This window comes from Brevibacterium sp. CFH 10365 (genome assembly GCF_009299785.1).
In the GTDB taxonomy this organism is placed as follows: Bacteria; Actinomycetota; Actinomycetes; order Actinomycetales; family Brevibacteriaceae; genus Brevibacterium; species Brevibacterium limosum.
Genome location: NZ_VIGO01000008.1, coordinates 135,351 through 154,759, shown reverse-complemented (window position 1 = coordinate 154,759; position 19,409 = coordinate 135,351). Strand labels below are relative to the sequence as shown.

Annotated in this window: 15 protein-coding genes; 9 read left to right on the top strand and 6 right to left on the bottom strand. The window is 66.5% G+C overall.

What is annotated here, in order from left to right:
• Window positions 1–30 precede the first annotated feature (30 nt).
• Entirely contained in the window at window positions 31–1,464 is a 1,434-nt protein-coding gene (locus FHG09_RS16495; protein ID WP_152348730.1) for an MFS transporter, read from the bottom strand.
• A gap of 307 nt (window positions 1,465–1,771) precedes the next feature.
• On the opposite strand from FHG09_RS16495, the gene FHG09_RS16490 reads away from it, so the two are divergent.
• From FHG09_RS16490 to FHG09_RS16480, 3 genes are all read left to right on the top strand, one after another.
• On the top strand, window positions 1,772–2,317 hold the full coding sequence (locus tag FHG09_RS16490) for a HutD family protein (protein WP_152348729.1): 546 nt from the start codon (window positions 1,772–1,774) through the stop codon (window positions 2,315–2,317).
• Window positions 2,318–2,514: 197 nt separating this feature from the next.
• Window positions 2,515–3,828 carry a hypothetical protein gene (locus tag FHG09_RS16485; protein WP_152348728.1) on the top strand — a complete coding sequence of 438 codons (1,314 nt, stop codon included), beginning with the start codon at window positions 2,515–2,517 and terminating at the stop codon, window positions 3,826–3,828.
• Between the two features lie 235 nt (window positions 3,829–4,063).
• Window positions 4,064–5,542 carry a catalase gene (locus tag FHG09_RS16480; protein ID WP_152348727.1) on the top strand — a complete coding sequence of 493 codons (1,479 nt, stop codon included), beginning with the start codon at window positions 4,064–4,066 and terminating at the stop codon, window positions 5,540–5,542.
• A gap of 211 nt (window positions 5,543–5,753) precedes the next feature.
• On the opposite strand, the gene FHG09_RS16475 is transcribed toward FHG09_RS16480, so the two are convergent.
• Window positions 5,754–7,685: an aconitate hydratase gene (locus tag FHG09_RS16475; RefSeq protein WP_152348726.1), complete on the bottom strand. Its 1,932-nt coding sequence runs from the start codon at window positions 7,683–7,685 to the stop codon at window positions 5,754–5,756.
• A gap of 132 nt (window positions 7,686–7,817) precedes the next feature.
• On the opposite strand from FHG09_RS16475, the gene FHG09_RS16470 reads away from it, so the two are divergent.
• Window positions 7,818–8,663 carry a DNA-formamidopyrimidine glycosylase family protein gene (locus tag FHG09_RS16470; protein WP_152348725.1) on the top strand — a complete coding sequence of 282 codons (846 nt, stop codon included), beginning with the start codon at window positions 7,818–7,820 and terminating at the stop codon, window positions 8,661–8,663.
• A 121-nt stretch (window positions 8,664–8,784) separates the two neighbouring features.
• On the opposite strand, the gene FHG09_RS16465 is transcribed toward FHG09_RS16470, so the two are convergent.
• Both FHG09_RS16465 and FHG09_RS16460 read right to left on the bottom strand, forming a co-directional pair.
• Window positions 8,785–10,065 carry an MFS transporter gene (locus FHG09_RS16465; protein ID WP_152348724.1) on the bottom strand — a complete coding sequence of 427 codons (1,281 nt, stop codon included), beginning with the start codon at window positions 10,063–10,065 and terminating at the stop codon, window positions 8,785–8,787.
• Window positions 10,066–10,116: 51 nt separating this feature from the next.
• The gene (locus FHG09_RS16460; RefSeq protein ID WP_152348723.1) at window positions 10,117–10,866 is read right to left on the bottom strand and encodes a TetR/AcrR family transcriptional regulator; all 750 of its coding nucleotides are present in this window, start codon (window positions 10,864–10,866) and stop codon (window positions 10,117–10,119) included.
• Between the two features lie 47 nt (window positions 10,867–10,913).
• Here FHG09_RS16460 and FHG09_RS16455 point away from each other — a divergent pair, with 47 nt between their 5' ends.
• From FHG09_RS16455 to FHG09_RS16445, 3 genes are all read left to right on the top strand, one after another.
• Window positions 10,914–12,281 carry a flavin-containing monooxygenase gene (locus FHG09_RS16455; protein WP_152348722.1) on the top strand — a complete coding sequence of 456 codons (1,368 nt, stop codon included), beginning with the start codon at window positions 10,914–10,916 and terminating at the stop codon, window positions 12,279–12,281.
• Entirely contained in the window at window positions 12,278–13,123 is an 846-nt protein-coding gene (locus FHG09_RS16450) for an SDR family oxidoreductase (protein ID WP_152348721.1), read from the top strand. The genes FHG09_RS16455 and FHG09_RS16450 overlap by 4 nt, the downstream gene beginning before the upstream one ends.
• A gap of 89 nt (window positions 13,124–13,212) precedes the next feature.
• Entirely contained in the window at window positions 13,213–14,178 is a 966-nt protein-coding gene (locus FHG09_RS16445; protein WP_152348720.1) for an aldo/keto reductase, read from the top strand.
• A gap of 103 nt (window positions 14,179–14,281) precedes the next feature.
• On the opposite strand, the gene FHG09_RS16440 is transcribed toward FHG09_RS16445, so the two are convergent.
• Both FHG09_RS16440 and FHG09_RS16435 read right to left on the bottom strand, forming a co-directional pair.
• On the bottom strand, window positions 14,282–15,517 hold the full coding sequence (locus tag FHG09_RS16440) for a threonine/serine ThrE exporter family protein (RefSeq protein WP_193627415.1): 1,236 nt from the start codon (window positions 15,515–15,517) through the stop codon (window positions 14,282–14,284).
• A gap of 125 nt (window positions 15,518–15,642) precedes the next feature.
• Window positions 15,643–17,580 carry a primary-amine oxidase gene (locus FHG09_RS16435; protein WP_152348718.1) on the bottom strand — a complete coding sequence of 646 codons (1,938 nt, stop codon included), beginning with the start codon at window positions 17,578–17,580 and terminating at the stop codon, window positions 15,643–15,645.
• A 98-nt stretch (window positions 17,581–17,678) separates the two neighbouring features.
• Here FHG09_RS16435 and FHG09_RS16430 point away from each other — a divergent pair, with 98 nt between their 5' ends.
• Together FHG09_RS16430 and FHG09_RS16425 are read left to right on the top strand one after the other, a co-directional pair.
• Entirely contained in the window at window positions 17,679–18,275 is a 597-nt protein-coding gene (locus FHG09_RS16430; protein WP_152348717.1) for a TetR/AcrR family transcriptional regulator, read from the top strand.
• A gap of 167 nt (window positions 18,276–18,442) precedes the next feature.
• Entirely contained in the window at window positions 18,443–19,405 is a 963-nt protein-coding gene (locus FHG09_RS16425) for a helix-turn-helix domain-containing protein (protein ID WP_152348716.1), read from the top strand.
• Window positions 19,406–19,409: the final 4 nt, after the last annotated feature.

Here is a 19,409-nt window from a genome sequence, read left to right as displayed (position 1 = left end):
CCCACCGGCGCCTGAAGCAGAATTCGTACCTCAGGTGGGTCCGGCTCTGCTGTTGAGCTCCTCGGCGAGATCCTCCGCCTCCTCCCGCGACGCCGCAGACGGGGTCGATCCCCACAGCGGGCGGCGGTTGCTCTCCGGCACGAAGTGGATGGCGACGAGTCCGATGACGCCGGCCGCCATGAGGTAGACCGCCGGCCACATGAGGAATCCGGTTGCGTTGATGAGTGAGGTCATCACCACCGAGGTCGTGCCGCCGAACAGCGAGATCGAAAGATTGAACGCGATCGCCAGGGCGCCGGCGCGCACCATCGTCGGGAACAGCGACGGCAGGGTCGAGGGCATCGTCGCACTGAAGCAGATGAGACTGAGTCCCATGATGAGCAGGCCGAGGAAGACGACGATGTCGCTGTGCCCGCGGACGAGCCAGAGAGACGGGAACGACAGGACGATGAGTGAGATGGCGCCGGATCGCACGACGGCCTTGCGACCGACTCTGTCCGAGACCTTGCCGATGACCGGAATGACGGCCAGGCAGCAGGCCATGACGATGATCTGCAGGATCTGCGAGGTCAGCTCGGAGACGCCGCCGCTGCCTTGGATGTCCTCAACCATCGGGAAATAGAGCGGGATGAACGACGTGAGCATGTAGTTCGTGACGTTCCAGGCCAACACGAGACCGCAGCAGGCCAGCAGATTCGGCCACAGCTTGAAGATCTCCTTGAACTCTCCTTTGACGTGGTTCTTCTGCTCCTCCTGTTCGGAGAGCCGCTCCATCTCCTTGTAGGCCGGGGTGTCCGCGAGCCTGGTCCGAAGGTAGACGCCGATGAAGCCGAGAGGCAGGGCGATGAAGAAGGGGATCCGCCAGCCCCACGACTCGAGGAATTCGGGAGTCGAGACGGTCTGGACGATCGTCGCGAACAAGGCCCCGAGGACATACCCGGTGAAGGTGCCGACCTCGAGCAGGCTGCCGAGGAACCCGCGCCGCCGATCCGGTGCGTATTCGGCGATGAAGGTCATCGCATTGCTGTACTCGCCGCCGGTGGAGAAGCCCTGGAGCAGTCGGCACGCCAGCAGCAGGAACGGCGCCCACAGACCCACGGTCGCATAGTCGGGGATGACCCCAATGAGGAAGGTGCCGGCGGCCATGAGGATCATCGTCATCGCGAGCACCTTGTTGCGGCCGATCCTGTCGGCCAGCGGCCCGAAGAAGAGCCCGCCGAGAGGTCTGACGAGGAAAGCGACGGCGAAGAGCCCGGCGACGATCACGTGTCCGATGGGGCCAGAGTCCTTCGGCAGGAAGATTCCTTCGATGACGACCGCCAGGTAGCCGTAGACTCCGAAGTCGTACCACTCGGTGATATTGCCGATGGCGGCGGCGGCGATGGCCCGCTTCGTGACATCGGGCTTGGTCACGGTGATCTCTTCCGGCCGCCACCGTCTGCGGACATTGTCCGGTCCGAACATGCCCCTCCCTCCGACCGACGGTGAGAGGCCTGTGGGCACGTGTGTTCGGCGTGCTGGCGAGACGAACGAAAAGCACCCGGAAACGATTCCGCCTGCCCTTCATCGACGCGTGCCCCTCATCGATATGAGTGCTGTTCATGCCCTGCGCCGAGGCGAGCCGACGCACTGCACCCCTCAAGGCTAGTCCTCTCCCGACGTTTGGCAAGATCCTCCGTGCGGGGGCCCGCACCTGTGCGTGTGGGCCCGGCTCCTGTGGATCCTGCACGTGTGGGTCAGGGAGCGGGCTGCTCGGTCTAGAGTGGGTCCCATGCGCGTGCTCACGAGCTTCGACGACCGGGCCCCGGTGCCATGGGCCAACGGCGCAGGAGAGACGACCGAACTCGTATCGATCACCGATTCCGAGGCGCTCACCCCGCATCTGAGACCCTGGAGACTGAGCATCGCCCGCCTCGAACGTCCCGGTCCGTTCTCCGCACTGCCGAGGATGGACCGCACCTTCCTGCCCACCTCCGAGGTGGTCCTCACCGTCGACGGGACCGCCCGCCGGGTGCCCGAACGCTGTCCGATGTGCTTCCGCGGTGAGCAGGCTGTCGTGCTCACCGACTTGGCCGAACCGTGCTTCGCCGTCAACCTCATGGTCGTCGAGGATGCCCGCGGTCCCGAGCCCGACGCGGACTCCCGTCGACGGCTGTCGATGATCGGACCCCGACAGCCGAGCCCGCCGCGTCTCGCAGGACAGCCCTGCTTCGTGCTCACCCTGGACGCGGCCCCGCACGCCCCGCGCTTCCAGCTGTTCGAACTCAGCGCTTCCGAGCTTCCGCGCGACCACCTCGGCTCGGTCATCCTGCACTGAGCGCACACGGCGCCCACGGCTGGAAAAATGGTGAGAGTCGGGTGTCCCGCAGGTCACACGGTTCTGCATCGTTCCACGTCAGAGGGTGCAAGCGCGACTCTCTGGGTCAGCGATCTCTCAGGCTCGGAGACCGCGTTTCAGCATGCCCGAACACTGACGCCGGATACTGGTGCGAAGCACGTGTTCTGGGAGGATCAGTGGCATCGAATACCGGCGAACCGGACCAGTCGGACAATCAGTACGCAGACGAAGCGGAGTCGACTCACACACCTCGGCACTCGCAGACCCTGCCGCTCATCACCGAGGAGATCGCGGCCGCTCGGCCCGGCGCCGCACCGATTCCGACCCAGCATGTGACGACCCCGGTGATTCCACCGAATCCGATCCGTCGCGATGACTCGACCATGCCCATCGGCACTCCGACAGGGACCATGATCGAATCGGGCTCTGATCCCGAAGCGCAGGACGCACCCGAGAACGAGAAGTCATCCGAGGGACGCATCTCCGCCACCCAGCTCATCGCCGGCGCCGGCGCGGCAGCGACCTCCTCGGTCATCGGGGGCCAGCTGGGAGTCGCGGGAACCGTCGTCGGAGCCGGCGTCGCCAGCATCGTCACCGCACTGGCCGTCACCCTGTACGGGCGCAGCCTCGACAAAGGCAAGGAGAAGATCCAGGAAGTCGGATCCAAGCTGGCCCCGGCTGTCAAGGCGAAGATCGCGAAGAGCCCGGATGCTGCGAAACCCGCCGCAGTCGACCCCTCGCTGGCCGAGGATTCGGCCTTCGCACCGCCGGAACCCACCGGTGACTACGCGCATTCGACAGCCGCCTCGGCGAAGGAGGACGAACCCGGCGAACACGCTGAGCAATCCGGATCCGGAACTGCCGCGCAACCGCGCACCTGGTGGCAGAAGCTGCGCCGCAAACGGGTCCTCTACCCGGTGACGATCGGCGTCGCCGCCTTCGGCATCGGACTCGGCGCTGTCGTCGTGGCCGAGAACTTCACCGACGCCGATATCTCGCCCGGCACCTCGCAGATCTCACGATCGGTGTCGGGACAGTCGACGACGGGTGAGGAGACGAACACCGGAACCTCAGACTCCGGGTCCTCCGGCGAGGGGTCGAGCAGCGGCTCCGGGTCGGGGGCGGATGGGCAGCAGAGCTCATCCGACAGCGGATCGGACGGTCAGACCGGACAGTCCACCTCGGCGGGAGAAACCGGCTCGCAGGGCACGGACTCCGGCCAGACCGACCAGGGAGCGGACACCACGACGGACACCGGAACCGATACCGGTTCGACGACCGCCGACGGCACCGATACAAGCAGCGGCACGACAGCCTCGGACAGTGCGGGAAGCACCGGGAGCGCAGCTGACACCAGCGGCGGAACGGACGGTTCGTCGGGCACCGGCGGCAGCGGATCCTCCGCGGACAGCGGCGGATCCTCGGGCTCGGGAACCGGCGGGTCAGACGGCGGCTCCGGCGGTGGATCGGCCGCCTCAGCGCAGGGGTGAGGAGATCGACACCGCTTACGGGAATGAAGACAGGCCGCCCTTGGTTGTGCTCAACAGAGAACCTCGCTAGGTTGAAACTGACTCCGACAGAGTTTTGCCGACGTCGGGAAATCGAGATCAGGTGAGGCGCGTGCACCCTCCGATCCACAGATCTGGTGGGAGACACGTCTCTCCGTCGGGCAACGGCGGAGAAACGCGCGAGGTCACCTGAAATCAAACGGTTGAAGGAGATGTGATGACGCAACATACAGATCATGAATACCCCGGACATGACAGCACCAAGCCCTCGACGACCGAGTCCGGTGCGCCCAGGGAATCCGACGCCCACTCGCTGAGCGTGGGGGCCGATGGTCCGCTCATGCTCCACGATGTGGCCCTGGTCGAGAAGCTGGCCCGGTTCGATCGTGAGCGTGTGCCCGAGCGCAGCCCCCACGCCAAGGGATCGGGTGCCTTCGGCGAACTCGAAGTCACCGAGGACGTCTCCGCCTACACGAAGGCCGACTTCCTGCAGCCGGGCAAGAAGACCCCGATGCTCGCCCGCTTCTCCACCGTCGCCGGTGAACTCGGTTCGCCCGATTCCTGGCGCGACGTGCGCGGATTCGCGCTGAAGTTCTACACCGAAGAGGGCAACTTCGACATGGTGGGCAACAACACCCCCGTCTTCTTCGTCCGCGATCCGATGAAGTTCCCCGACTTCATCCACTCGCAGAAGCGCACCCCCGATTCGGGTCTGCGCAGCAACAACATGCAGTGGGACTTCTGGTCTCTCTCGCCCGAATCCGCCCACCAGGTCTCCTACCTCATGGGACCGCGCGGTCTGCCCAAGACCTGGCGGAACATGAACGGCTACTCCTCGCACACCTACATGTGGATCAATGCCGAGGGCGAGAAGTTCTGGGTCCAGTATCACTTCCACACCGATCAGGGTGTCGAGAACATGTCGAACGAGGAGGCGGGCAAGCTCGCCGGCGAGGATGCGGACATCCACCGCCGCGATCTCTTCGACGCCATCGAGCGCGGCGACTACCCGTCCTGGACCTTCTACGTCCAGATCATGCCCTACGAAGAGGCGAAGACCTACCGGTTCAATCCCTTCGATCTGACGAAGACCTGGTCGAAGAAGGACTACCCGCTCATCAAGGTCGGCAAGTTCACGCTCAACGAGAACCCGTCGAACCACTTCGCACAGATCGAGCAGGCTGCCTTCAGCCCCTCGAACACCGTGCCGGGCACCGGGATCTCTCCGGACAAGATGCTGCTGGGCCGCGTGTTCTCCTACCCGGATGCCCAGCGCAACCGGATCGGCACGAACTTCAACCAGCTGCCGGTCAACGCCTCGGTGACGAAGACGAACTCGTACGACAAGGAAGGCCAGATGCAGTACCACCATTCGGGTAATGCACCGGTCTACGCCCCGAACTCGTACGGACGTTCCTACCAGGACACCCAGGGCACGATCGACAACAGCTGGGAGTCCGACGGCGAGCTCGTCCGCAGCGCCTACAGCCTGCACGCCGAGGACGACGACTTCGGCCAGGCACACACCCTGGTCCGCGAGGTCTACTCCGAGGAGGAGCGCCAGGGTCTCATCGAGACCGTCGCCGGCGGCCTCTCCGACGGGGTCGAGGAGCCGGTGCTGTCCAACGCGATCCAGTACTGGAAGAACATCGACGCCGAGGTCGGCGCGGCCATCGAGGCCAAGGTCAAGGGCTGAAGCCACCCGCTGGGGTAGTCCAGGTGCTCCGAGCGTTCGAGGCTGATCCAGCGGTCGGCTTCGTAGGCGCCCACGGGCGCTCGAAACGAGACGGCGGCCCGGATACCGAACACGGTATCCGGGCCGCCGTTTTCGTGCCCTCCCCGAACTACCTGACGGGGGCCCAGCAACCTGGCGCCAGGTTGCTGAGCCGCCGTCGGAGTAATTGGGGTCAGTTCTGTTGGGCGCGTTGGGCGATGCGACCGCCGGCGAGGACCATCTCGACCTGACGAGGCGAAAGGCCATGGCGGAATTCGAACTTCCGCCCGGCCGCCTCGGCGGTGATCGAATCTCCCTGAGCGAGCTCATCACGCAGGCCCCGGAACTCAAGCACATCACCCTGGGACATTGCCTCGTAGTCGGCCTCGTTCGTGAACTCGAGGGCAAGGACGCCGAAATTCGCGAGGTTCTGCCAGTGGATGCGTGCCAGCGACTTCGCCACCACCACCCGCAGTCCGAGATACCGAGGAGCGATGACCGCGTGCTCACGCGAGGACCCCTGCCCGTAGTTCTCACCGCCGACGATCGCGTGTCCGCCGTCGTGCTCGGCGGCCCGGGTGGCGTAGGTGTCGTCGACCTGAATGTAGACGAACTCGGCGATCTTCGGAATGTTCGATCGGTAGGGCAGGACTCGGGAGCCGGCGGGCATGATCTCATCCGTGGAGACGTTGTCGCCGACCTTGAGCAGGATCTCCAGATCGATGTCGTCGGGCAGGGGCTCGAAGTCGGGCAGAGTCGAGATGTTCGACCCCTTGACGAGCTCGACCTCCCGCGCCTTTTCGAGTTCGAGCGGCGGGACGAGCATCTTCGGATTCGCGGAGAACTTCTCCGGCAGCCGCACCTCGGGATAGTCCATGTCGAGGTCGCGAGGATCGGTGATCTTCCCGGTCAGCGCGGCGGCGGCCGCAGTCTCCGGCGAACACAGCCACACGGAGTCCTCGTCGGTGCCGGAGCGACCGGGGAAGTTCCGCGGCATGGTCCGCAGACTGTTGCGCCCGACTGCCGGCGCCTGGCCCATACCGATGCAGCCCATGCAGCCGGATTGGTGGATCCGTGCTCCGGATCCCACCAGCGAGGTCAGCCATCCGCCGGAGATCAGGTCGGCCAAGACCTCGCGGGAGGTGGGGTTGATGTCGAGGGAGACCTGCCGATGGATCTGCCTATCGGCCAGCGTCTCGGCGACGACCGCGAAATCCCGCAGCCCCGGGTTCGCCGAGGAGCCGACGACGACCTGGAAGACGTCGTCACCGGCGACCTCGCGCACCGGAGTGACATTGCCCGGTGACGAGGGTGCGGCGATGAGCGGTTCGAGCTGCGAGAGGTCGATGCTGTCGGTGAGATCGTATTCGGCACCCTCGTCCGCCTCGAGGCGGGTGAAGTCCTCACCGCGGTCAACGGCTTCGAGGTAGTCGCGGACGGCATCGTCGGCGGGGAAGACAGTGGCGGTGGCACCGAGTTCGGCACCCATGTTCGCGATCACGTGACGGTCCATGGCCGTGAGGTTCCTCAGCCCGTCCCCGTGGTACTCGATGATCTTGCCGACGCCGCCCTTGACCCCATGGCGGCGCAGCATCTCGAGGATGACGTCCTTGGCGGAGACCCAGTCCGGCAGTGTGCCGGTGAGTTCGACCCCCATGATCTGCGGGGCGCTGATGTAGAGGGACTCACCGGCCATGGCCATGGCGATCTCGAGACCGCCGACGCCGATGGCGAGCATCCCCAGTGCCCCGGCGGCACAGGTGTGGGAGTCCGAACCGATGAGGGTTGCGCCCGGTTTGCCGAACCGCGACTGGTGGACCGGGTGGGAGACGCCGTTGCCTGCGGGTGAGAACCACAGTCCGAACCGTTGGGCCGCCGAGCGGAGGAACTCATGGTCCTCCGGGTTCTTCTCATCGGTCTGCAGCAGGTTGTGATCGACGTACTGCACCGACAGGTCCGTGCGGATCCGGTCGAGGCCGAGCGCCTCGAGTTCGAGCATGACCAGGGTGCCCGTCGCATCCTGTGTGAGTGTCTGGTCGATCCGGATCCCGAGTTCGTTGCCGGGGGCGAGCTCCCCGGATTCCAGATGTGAGTTGATGAGCTTCTGAGCGACATTCTCTGCCATCGTCAACCTCCTTCAGCAGTGGTCGAAGCACATGGCGCGGCACGCCCATGCGTGATCTGTCCACGTTAGCCCTCGCGCACAGGACTCACAAGGGCAGTGGTTTCCGTCCCGACCAGGGCGCATACTGGGACTATGCCGGAATTGCCCGAGGTCGACGCACTGGTGAGCTTCCTGCGCGCGAAGGTCGTCGGCGACTTCGTCACCCGCACCGACATCGGGGAGCTGAGCATCCTCAAGACCGCCGATCCGCCGCTGGATGCGATCCGCGGACTCGAGATCACCGGGGTCTCCCGGGTCGGCAAAGTCCTCATCGTCGAGTTCGACGGCCTCGAACTGGTCTGTCGTTTCGCCCGTGCCGGCTGGCTGGTCTGGTACGAAGCTGTGCCCACCGGCCCGGTGAAGATGGGCAAGGGACCGCTCGGCCTGCGCATCCATCTGGCGTCCGGGGCCGGCTTCGATCTGAGTGAAGCGGGAACGAAGAAGAACGCCGCGGTCTCGCTCGTGTCCGACCGCTCCGAGGTGCCCGCCATCGACAGGGCCGGACCCGACGCCCTGTCCATCGAGGCAGACCAGTTCGCCTCGGCCCTGGCCGGTTCGAACTCTCGGATCAAGACCGTCCTGGAGGATCAGGAACTCATCGCCGGCATCGGCAACGCCTACTCGGACGAGATCCTCCATGCGGCCAGGCTCTCCCCGTTCGCTCCGGCCTCGGGCGTCGACGCACCGGCACTGCTCGAGACGGTGCGTGAGGTACTCGGTCGGGCCCGGGACGCGTTGATCGAGCTGCCGCCGGGGAAGATCAAGGCGGCGAAGAAGCGCCGGCTGCGGGTCCACGGCCGCACCGGGAAGACGTGCCCGGTGTGCGGGGCGACCATCGCGGAGGTCTCCTTCGCCGATAAGTCACTGCAGTACTGCCCGGGCTGCCAGACCGGAGGCAAGAAGCTCAGCGACCGCAGGATGGACCGACTCCTCAAGTAGTCCGCTCAAGCAGTCCGTGTCCCCGACAGATTCGCTGCTCGGCCGGTACCGCACCGAAGGCGACCTCGAGGGAGGCCGTCGCAGCGGTACGGTGCTCTGCCGGCCGTCCCGGAGCTCGCTGTCACCGCCGACGAATCCGTTCGCCTGGACGAGGCTGCGGCGACCTCGGCCCGAGCACGAGCGGGCGCATCGCCAGCAGACCGAGCACGGGGCCGGGCAGGAGCAGCCACACGGCGACGGCTCCGAAACTCACGATGAGGCTCTGGAGGACGACGATGCTGATGACGCTGACGGCGAAGCCGAGGGAGTTCATCACCGTCAGCCCCGTTCCCGTCAGCTCTGCGGGAGCATAACGGGCGGCCAGGTCCGAGAACTGAGGGGAGTCGGCGATGACGAGGAAGCCCCAGAGCGCTAAGGCCGCGACGAGGATCGGGCCCACGTCGGGCAGCAGCGGGTAGATCAGGCACATCAGTCCCGAGCCCGCGAGCGCCGCTGCGGCGACGGCGGCACCACCGGTCCGGCGAGCGATGATTCCGCCGAGCACACATCCGGCCACCCCGGCGGCGATGACGAGGAAGCTCGTCGTCGCCAGGCCGGTGGAGCCGCTCTTCTCGCCCACAGCAGCGATGACGAGTGTGGGAACCACGGCCCAGAAGGCATAGAGCTCCCACATGTGGCCCGCGTACCCGAAGACGGCGGCTCGGAACATCCGGTCCCGGAACAGTCTGCGCAGCGCCGGTTCACCAACGGCCCTCGGACTCGTCATCGCCGTGGATGCAGCGCTCGCCCGCGTCACTCCACGGCTTTGGCGCGGCGCCCCTCCCCATCCCCCGGAGATCATGGCGATGAGCACGGACCCGAGCACGGCCAGGGCGGACGAGCCCCACATGATCGACTGCCAGGGCAGGGAGGCCCCGACCGCCGACAGGAGTTGGGGCATCGCGGTGCCCAGGGTCAGCATCGCGACGAGCCAGGCGAGGGCCTGCCCGGACTTAGCCTGGGCCCGTTTGACGATCATCTTCATGCCCATCGGATAGATCCCCGCAAGGCTGACGCCGACGAAGAAGCGAGAGATCCACACGAGCGTGAGCTCCGAAGGGCCGAGCGTCCAGACGAAGTTCAGTCCGGCACCGATGAGACTCGAGACGATGAAGATCCGCTCGGGCGGAAAACGGTCCGCGATCCCGGTCGCCGCGCTCAGCAGCGTTCCGCAGATGAAGCCGATCTGGGTGGCGGCGATGAGCCATCCGAACTGCCCGGGTGTCGCCCCGAGCCAGGTCGAGAGCCCTTCGACGGCGCCGCTGGGGCTGAACCACAGCGAGGTCCCGAACCACTGCGCCAAGACGATGGACAGCACAGCGGCCCCCGTGACCCGTCTTGATCGCGATTGCGAAACAGCCATTGTCTCTCCTCATCGACACCCGAACAGGTGGCCGATCACAGGGCCATCGTGTCACGAACCGCGGTCGGGGACCACCCCATAGGCGCGCATGGCCACCTCGGCGATGTGAGTGAGGAAGGCCGTGGTCGACATACGCTCCGGCACGGGGGTATGCACGCGCTGGACCAGGGCTTCGGTGATTCCGCCGACGACGATGAGGCTGGTGAGATCGCCGCCGTCCGCCTCCGGCGAGAAACCGAGGTCGGGCAGGTCGTAGGCGGACTGCAGCCGCACGAACGCAGAATCGACGGCCGCGGCGAGCATGCGCATCGTCTCCCTCCGCCGGGCTTCGAGCGACTCGTTGACGCCGACGGCCTCGACCTCGAGCACGCGGGCCTTGCGCTCATCGCGCAGCATCGGCATGAGGGCAGCGGACACGACGTGGACGGTCGCGTCGCGCAGGCTCGCCGCGGCCGGAATCCTCAGCGTGGCCATGGCCTCGCCGATCTCCGCATTGAGGACGATGTAGAGCTGTTCGAGCAGCGACTCCTGGGCCGATAACGACTCCGGTGCTGTCCCGTCCTCCGCGGTCGGCCCCGCCTTCCGAGCGGGGAAGAGCTCATAGAAGGACCTGCTCGACACGCCGGATTCGTGGCACAGCGCCTGGATGGAGGTCGCCCGAAATCCGAGCGTTCCGTACAGCTCGAGCGCAGCTTCGAGGAGGCGCTCACGGCGTGCCCCGTCGCGGTCGGCCCGTGAGGTTCCGCGCCACATGCCCGCCGAGGAGGTGCCGGGGAAATTCTCGGAGGCTTGCACATTCATTCCTCCAGTGTAGTGAAAATTCTGATTTTCAATGGCAGTATTGTGACATGCCTTACAGCGTCAGACAGAGACATCGAGCCCCGAAGGTGACCGCGCCCATCCCACCGAACGACACCCTGCCTCGTGTGTGCATCATCGGGGCGGGATCCTCGGGGATCGCCGCCGCGAAGATCCTCTACACCTCGGCCATCCCGTTCGACTGCTTCGAGAAGGGCAGCGAAATCGGGGGCACGTGGCTCTTCGACAACCCCAACGGCACAAGCGCGTGCTACGAGACCCTGCAGATCAACACCTCGTGCCCGCGCATGGCCTTCTCGGACTTCCCCATGCCCGAGCACTACCCGCACTACGCCCGCCACGATCAGGTCTACGACTACTTCCGCGACTACGTCGAACACTTCGGATTCGGCCACACGATCACCTTCGACACCGAGGTCACCGATGTTCGCCGAGGCGGCGGCCGTGGCGGTTGGGACGTCGACATCACGTCCGCATCCGGTTCCGAGACCCGGCACTACGACGCCGTGATGGTCGCCAACGGGCACCACTGGGATGCCCGGTGGCCCGACCCCGAATACCCGGGGGACTTCGACGGCGAACAGATCCACGCCCACGACTATCGCAGCGGGGACCAGCTCGAGGGACGCGATGTGGTCGTCGTCGGTGCCGGCAACTCGGCCATGGACATCGCCGTCGAAGGCTCGCATCGGGCCCGCAGCGTCAACCTCTCGATCAGACGCGGCCAATGGGTGATGAAGAAGACGATCATGGGCATGGCGACAGATCAGGTCGTCCTGCCCGGATGGGCTCCGTGGTGGATGACCTCGTTGAGGCTGCGCCTCGGCGCACTGGCCTCAGGAGGACTGAAGAAGTACGGACTGCCGGTGCCCCCGCACGCCCCGGGCCAATCGCACCCCGTGCAATCGGACGCGATCCGGGACCGGCTCAAGGCGAAGGCTGTGACTCCGCGCCCCGGGATCGAGCGCCTCGAGCGGGATCGGGTCGTCTTCGCCGATGGGACCTCGGCACCGGCCGACCTCATCGTCTGGGCCACCGGATACCGGGTCTCGTTCCCGTTCCTGTCCGCCGACGTCGTCGACGTCGAGAACAACGACCTGCCCCTGTGGAAGCGGATGGTCCATCCGGATCGGCCGGGACTGTTCTTCATCGGACTGCTCCAACCGGTGGGGGCGGTCATGCCGCTGTCCGAGGTCCAGTCGAAGCTGGCGGCGAAGATCCTCACCGGCGCCTGCGAGCTGCCGAGCCGCCGGGACATGGTCAGGCAGATGGCCCGCGATGACGACCGCAACAAGAAGCAGTTCTACGATTCGCCGCGGCACACGATGGAGGTCGACTTCGACCACTACCTGTGGGAGATCGAACGGGAGATGACGAAGGGTGCGGTGGCCGCATGAGCAGATCGAGAGCAGTCACAGGCAAGGTCATCGCCATCACCGGAGGGGCCCGCGGGATCGGGCGTGCGATCGCCGAGCGCCTCACAACTGCCGGGGCTCGAGTGGCCATCGGCGATCGTGACCTCGAAGCGGCGCAGGAGACCGCCGCGGAGTTGGGCGTGCGCGCCTACTCCCTCGACGTTGCCGACAGGGACTCCTTCGACGACTTCCTCGGTGCCGTCCGCAGCGAACTCGGTCCCGTCGATGTGCTCATCAACAACGCCGGCATCATGTGGGTCGGATCCTTCGAGGAGGAGCCGGATTCTGCGGCCCGGGCCCAGCTCGAGGTCAACCTCCTCGGTGTCATCAACGGCGTCAAGGCCGCAGCGCCTGCCATGCGCGGGGCCGGGCGCGGTCACCTCATCGCGGTCGCCTCGGCGGCATCGATCCTGCCCGTCCCGGGGGAGGCGACGTACGCTGCGACCAAGGCCGGGGTGCTCGGGTACTTCCGCGCGGTGCGTGCGGAGCTGCGCGGGGAGGGAGTGGACACGAGCGTCATCATGCCCGCCGTCGTCGACACCGTCCTCGCAGCGGGCACCGGCACAGGGTCGGTCCGACTGCTGCGCCCCGACGATGTCGCGGCCGCCGTCGTCGACGCTGTGGCGCGGCCCCGGTTCGAGGTCACCGTTCCCGGTTTCATCGGATCGGCCACCCGGTGGGTGAGCCTGTTGCCGCAGCGGTTCAAGGACCGCGCATTCGCCGCCATGGTCCCCGACCAGGTGGAGCAGGTGCGGGAGGACGCCCGCGCCGGGTACGAAACGGCAGCGTTCATGACCTCCCGCGCGGGGCGGAAGGAAGGGTGAGTCGCCTCGGCGGAATAGTCCCCGACGCAATTCCGTTGTGCGGGAGTGCGGTCCACATATGGCCGAGCACCCTACTGAAGGAGGAGAATTTGACGTCACGGAAGCAGTTCCCCGGCACTGAGCTGTCGATCTTCCCGATCAACCTCGGCACGAACACCTTCGGCTGGACGGCCGATGAGGCCCAGTCGCATGCGGTCCTCGACGCTTTCGTCGCCGCGGGCGGCAATTTCCTCGACACCGCCGAGTCCTACCCCGCGTGGGTGCCCGGAAACACCGGTCGCGAATCCGAGACCATCATCGGCACCTGGCTGGCCGACCGCGGCAACCGCGATGACGTCGTCATCGCCACCAAGGTCGGTGACCACCCCGACCACAAGACGCAGAACCCCGATTACATCCGCACCGCCATCGACGCCTCCCTGGAGCGTCTGCAGACCGATCACGTCGACCTCTACTATGCCCACCGCGATGATGAGGTGACCCCCATCGCCGAGGTGGCCCGCGTCTTCGATGAGATCGTGCGTTCCGGCAAGGCCACGCACATCGGAGTGTCGAACTACTCCGCCGCGCGGCTGGCCGCCTGGTTCGCCGCATGCGAGGACGAAGGCCTGATCAAACCTGTGGCCATCCAGCCGCAGTACAGCCTCGTCTACCGGCGGGAGTTCGAGACCGACCTGCGCCCGGTGGCCGAGCGACGGAACCTCGCGGTGTTCTCCTACTTCAGCCTCGCCGCGGGCTTCCTCACCGGCAAATACCGCACCGAGGCCGACCTCGAGGGTGCCGATCGAGGGGCCATGGTCAACGGGTACTTCAACGCCGAGGGGCTGCGAGCCGTCGACGACCTCGTGGCGATCGCGAACTCGCATGACGTGGCTCCGGCGACGGTCGCACTGGCCTGGCTGCTGGCCAAGGGAGTGACGGCGCCGATCGTCTCGGCCCGCACACCTGAGCAGCTCGAATCGCTCATGGCCGCTCCCGGGCTCGAACTCAGCGCCGACGAGGTCGAACGTCTCGACGCGGCCTCCGCGCCGTTCGCGCAAGAAGACCCCTCCTGACCCTCCTATTACTACTACTTGATGGCGCCCCAGCAACCTGGCGCCGGGTTGCTGGGGCGCCATCAAGTAGTATGGGAGGGCTCTTGCAGGGGAGGGCCTGGCCTCAGGCGACGATTTCGTCTTTGGGCTCGGCGGCATGGGCGATGGCGGAGCCGATGACGGTGCCGATGGCGATCGTGAAGAACGTCGCCCCTGCCGCAAGCAGACTGCCGGCGACTCCGGACCCGTCGCCAAACTCGATCTGTGAGGCATTGAGGAGTCCGAACGAGCCGGGCGCGACGACGAGGAATGCGGGCACGAAGCTGATCCGCCAGATCGGCCCTTTCGGCACACGCGAGAGCACGACGGCCACCAGGGAGGCGGTCAGGGCGCCGGCAAGACCGCCGACCGCGGCACCGAACTGAGCGCCGATTCCCAGTTGGGCCAGGGCTGCGGCGGCGATGGCGAGGACGATCGGGACCGTGTGTTCGAGCGGAGTGTGGAGGTAGAGGATGAGACCCAGAGTCGCGGAGGCGACTCCGAGGGCCGAGAGCCACCACGTGGAATCGGTCAGCTGGGAGTTCGCCAGCGCCTCGGCGCCGGTACCGGTGACCACGGCGGCACCGGCGACTCCGGCGATGAACATCGCCAGCTGCACTGTGGAGGAGACGAGCCGGGAGCTGCCGGCGGAGAGAGCACCGGCGGAGATCTCCGTGAGCCCGGTGACCACGGCGCTGCCGGGCAGCAGGAGGGCGAGGGTCGCGACGATCGTGCGCAGCGGACTCTCGAGCCACTCGAGTCGGTAGCCGGCGAGCATGAGGACGCCGACGACGAACGCCGAGGCCACCGGCAGCAGTGCACCGAGGCTGGAATGCTTGGCGTTGAGCGCCAGGACGCCGGCGACGATGAGGGAGCCGAAGGCGGCGAATGCGAGATTGACGAGTCCGGGTTCGAGCAGCAGGCACAGCCCGACGCCGATGGGCACCGCACCGAGGTAGGTCGGCCATCCTGGCCAGCGCGGGGGACTGGCAATGACTTCGGCTTCGATCTTCCGGCGGGCCGCCTCGATGCCGAGCCGGCGGGATCGAAGGGCGTCGACGATGTCGAGTAGCTTCGCGGTCTGGTCGAACCGCAGGTCAGGACCGATCCGTTCGAACCGGGTGGGGCTGCCGGGGCCGACGGTGAGGAACAGGCCCTTGGGCAGGGCGGCGACGTTGATGGACTTCAGACCGACGGCGGGGGCCAGACCGGTCAGAGCGTCTTCGACATCGACCGAGGAGATCCCGCCGGCGAGCAGCCCGGTCCCGATGTTGACCAGCAGCTCCTGAGCGGGAACGGTCGTCTCGCTTGCCTCGTGCACTCCCAGTCCCTCTCGTCTGCAGGTCGGCCGACGAAGTAGAAGATACCAGCCATTTGCCACCCGACGGCGGCCCAGCAACCTGGTGCCAGGTTGCTGGGCCGCCGTCAGATAGCAATTAGGGGAGGTCAGGAGTCGCAGCAGTGGCTGCCGGATTCCGGGGCCGGGACGTCGAGGGCGGGGGAGCGGTCGAAGAAGCCCTCGGGGCGCAGCTTGAAGCCGACGGCGTCGACGGGCATTATCGGCCAGTCCTCGACCCGCGGGAAGTGCGTGAGGCCGAAGCTGTGCCAGAGAACGATGTCCTCACCGTCGACGTTGCGGTCGGCAGCCGTCCACGTCGGCAGACCCGCATGTCCGGGGTGCTGATTCGGGAAATCCCCGGTCGGATAGCGTTCGTCCTCGTGATACTGCGTCACCCACAGCGACTTCGAGGCGAACGTGGCGCGGCGATGGATCGACGAATCCTCGGCCGCGAGCAGGGTGGGCAGGCCCGTCGGGTGCAGTTTGTAGCCGACCGGTTCGCCGAGGCGGTTGTTCGACTCCGGGTTCGTCACCACCCACGTCCGTGCCTTCGACTGGTCCGCGTCCCGCTGTGCGGCCTGCTCTGTGCCCAGGACCGTCCGGGATCGGCTGAAGGCGTTGCCGCGCGGATTGTCTTCCGAGACCGGGAGACGAACCACGTCCTCCTCTTCGACCCGGCACTTGCCTCCGTCGAGGGCGAAGTCGAGGCGAGCACCGAAGAGATGCTGATGGAACGGGGCGCCGAGTCCGGGCGCGATCTCGGAGGCGAAGTCCGTCGACCCGTTCGGCAGCGCCGAGGTGAAGACGACACCGGTGGCCTTGGCCTCGAACTCGATCGTGCCGTCGAGGTAGAGGTACCAGTAGAAGCCGTAGTCGTAGTTGCCGACCGTGGTGAAGAACGAGACGACGAAGCGGCGGTTGCGGCGGGTGTAGGCGACCCCTGACCACAGGTCCGAATGTTTGGCGAGGATCGAGGCGTCCTCTTCGTGCATGCAGATGCCGTTCTTGATCTGCCGCGGTTCGCCGAGGTTGTTGACCACCCACGGTGACAGATAGGTGATATCGCCGAGGCAGTCACACCCGAGTTCGAGCGAGTTCGCCCACTGCCCGACGAGATATTCCCCGGTGTCGAAGTAGTTCTGCCACGACCGCACGGGCGAAGGGTCGCCGTAGGGAACGACCATCTCGGCGATGGCGGCCCGGTCGAGGATCGTGCGGCGCCGGTCTCCGTCGTCGAAGGCGATGTTGTGCAGGACGAGTCCTTCGCGCATGTCGAAGCCGACATCGAAGGACCACTTCTCCCATTCGATGTGGTTGCCCTCGGTGACGGTGAAGCTCGGACCCTCCGGCTGCGTGATCGAGATCGGCTTCTGCGTAGTGCGCACAGGTCCGGTGAGCTCGGGATCCGTGTAGTTGCCGTGTTCGGCGGGCACCGGGACGTTCTCGAGGTCGAGGATCTGGTCGACGGTCTTGTTCGTGACGTCGACATAGGCGACGAGGCCGTCGATCGGGTGCGCCCACGCCGAGTCGGTCTCGTGCTGCTGGTGGAAGGCGAGCCCACGCAGAATCCGCCGACCCGACTCCTCCGGGTACTCGAAGACCCCGGCTGACAGCGGAGCGACCCGGACCTCGTCGACGGGCAGCCCGCGCTTCTCCAGGCTGGCCAGCCACGTCGGATCGGAGGCGAGGACCTCCTCGACGACCTCGAACTCCTCCTCCATGACGGGGAACTCGCCCATCTCGGTCGAGTCCAACTCGGTCACCGTGTCGACGGTCTCGCGGGTGGCTGAGACGATGATGTCACGGGCGGTGCCGGCGGTCTTGTCGAGGACGAAGGCACGGAAACGGCGGTCCACCTCGGCGGTGGTCCGATCCGTGCCGCGCACGGGATCGAGCAGGCCGACGTAGGCCATGCGCGCGGTCTCCGGAAAATGTCCGGCCGAGCGCAGCACCGAAGTGACGCTTGCGATCTCGGTTTCGGTCGGCAGAGTGAAGGGGGTGGCTGTGGTCGCCTCGGCGATGGCGGCGGAGGAATGGCAGGACATTGTGCACCTTTGCAATCTGGGCCTGTGGGCTGAGTCACGCTAAAATCTACACTCGTAGGAAATAAAGTCAAGACCCGATCATTACCGCTGGAGGAACCATGCCCAAGATCGTCGACCATGACCAGCGTCGCCGGGACCTCGTGCAGGCGACGCTGCGCCTGATCGTGAGGCAGGGGCTCGGCGGAGCGACGATGCGCGATATCGCGACCGAGGCCGGCTTCGCCAACGGCGTCGTCACAACGTATTTCGGGTCGAAGGCCGATCTCCTCGCGGCCACCTACCTGTACGTCTTCGAGGCCACGAACGCCAGGGTGGCGACCTCGACGGCGGGTCTGCGCGGGCTCGATGCTCTGCGGGCGTTCGCGCATGAGGTGCTCCCGGTGACGCCGGAACTGCACGATGAGGCCCGCGTCGTCTTGTCCTATCTCGCCGAGGTGGCCCAGAACCCCGAGCATGCGCGCGCGACCGCTGAGACCATGGAGCTCTGGCGAGCGTGGATCGTGTCCTGGCTCAGCGAGGCCGATGCCGATGGTCGGCTGCGTGCCGAGGCCGCCATCGAATCCGAGACCGAGGTGCTCCTGACCTATCTCCTCGGGGCACAGACCACCGCTATCATCGGCGGGCGCGGATTCGACTTCGACGGCTTCCGGGCCCAGCTCGACTACGTCATCGCCCGACTGGACCGGCGGAGCTGATGAGGCGGGGCCGGAGTGGGGCGAGCGGCGGGAGCCTTGCCGAAGGGCGGTGACCAAATGGTCGGTAATCGGTCTCAGGGTCGTGACTGGCGCGACGGTTGGGGATAGAGTGACCGGACAACGGGCCTTCGACGAAGCGGTCGGGGCCGAGCAATCTAAGGACGACGATGTTGCTTGAAGACACCGCGAACGACTTCGACGGCTGGCAGAGCCTGGTCTCGGACTCGTTCGTCCCGCTCGATACCGAACCCCAGCGCCGAGGCGGATTCCAGGGTCGCATCAGCGCTCGCGACTACGACTCCGTGGTGATGTCGCAGATCAACGCCAACCCCCACGCCGTTCTGCGCACCCCCGCCCTGATCGCCCGGTCCGGGTCAGAGGCGCACTGCTGCACGGTCGGGACGAACTACTTCAAGGTCTCGCTGCAGCTCGACGGGCACGGCCTGCTCATCCAGGACGGACGCGAGATGACCCTGGCACCCGGATCGCTGGCGATCTACGACACGTCCCGTCCCTATACGCTCAGCTTCGATTCGGACTTCTCGTCCTACGTCATGATGTTCCCGCAGTCACGGGTCAACCTGCCCGCCGGAACCGTCGGCCAGCTCACCGCCACCCCGATCGGAGCCGACCATCAGCTCGGCACGGTCGTCGCCCAGGTCATCTCCCAGGCCGGAGCCATGCTGCCGACCCTCAGCCGGGCGACCGGGGTGCGGCTGGCCGGCAATGTCGTCGATCTGCTCACCACGGTGATGGCCGACGAGCTCTCGGCCGCAGGCGGCGAGGTCGACGAGCGGCGGCGACTGTGGGCCGAGGTCACCGATTTCATCGACACCCACCTCTCCGATCCGCAGCTGACACCGTCGACCATCGCGGCCGCCCATTTCATCTCGGTGCGCACCCTGCACCAGATCTTCGAAGGCAGCGGGGAGACCGTGTCCGGGGAGATCCGGCGCCGCCGCATCGAGAAGTGCCGACTCGACCTCGTCGACCCCGGACAGCGTCAGACGCCGGTGGCGGCCATCGGCGCCCGATGGGGACTGAGCGACCCTGCACACTTCTCCCGCCTGTTCCGCAGCGCGGTCGGCCAGCCGCCCGCAGGATATCGCCGCAGCGCCCTGGCCGACTGACGAA

Bases quoted from the DNA above. Each gene is read 5' to 3' on its own strand.
- FHG09_RS16470 (WP_152348725.1), top strand. From the start codon at position 7,818: ATGCCGGAATTGCCCGAGGTCGACGCACTGGTGAGCTTCCTGCGCGCG.
- FHG09_RS16480 (WP_152348727.1), top strand. From the start codon at position 4,064: ATGACGCAACATACAGATCATGAATACCCCGGACATGACAGCACCAAG.
- FHG09_RS16460 (WP_152348723.1), bottom strand. From the start codon at position 10,866: ATGAATGTGCAAGCCTCCGAGAATTTCCCCGGCACCTCCTCGGCGGGC.
- FHG09_RS16490 (WP_152348729.1), top strand. From the start codon at position 1,772: ATGCGCGTGCTCACGAGCTTCGACGACCGGGCCCCGGTGCCATGGGCC.
- FHG09_RS16430 (WP_152348717.1), top strand. From the start codon at position 17,679: ATGCCCAAGATCGTCGACCATGACCAGCGTCGCCGGGACCTCGTGCAG.
- FHG09_RS16425 (WP_152348716.1), top strand. From the start codon at position 18,443: ATGTTGCTTGAAGACACCGCGAACGACTTCGACGGCTGGCAGAGCCTG.
- FHG09_RS16495 (WP_152348730.1), bottom strand. From the start codon at position 1,464: ATGTTCGGACCGGACAATGTCCGCAGACGGTGGCGGCCGGAAGAGATC.
- FHG09_RS16435 (WP_152348718.1), bottom strand. From the start codon at position 17,580: ATGTCCTGCCATTCCTCCGCCGCCATCGCCGAGGCGACCACAGCCACC.
- FHG09_RS16455 (WP_152348722.1), top strand. From the start codon at position 10,914: ATGCCTTACAGCGTCAGACAGAGACATCGAGCCCCGAAGGTGACCGCG.
- FHG09_RS16475 (WP_152348726.1), bottom strand. From the start codon at position 7,685: ATGGCAGAGAATGTCGCTCAGAAGCTCATCAACTCACATCTGGAATCC.
- FHG09_RS16465 (WP_152348724.1), bottom strand. From the start codon at position 10,065: ATGGCTGTTTCGCAATCGCGATCAAGACGGGTCACGGGGGCCGCTGTG.
- FHG09_RS16450 (WP_152348721.1), top strand. From the start codon at position 12,278: ATGAGCAGATCGAGAGCAGTCACAGGCAAGGTCATCGCCATCACCGGA.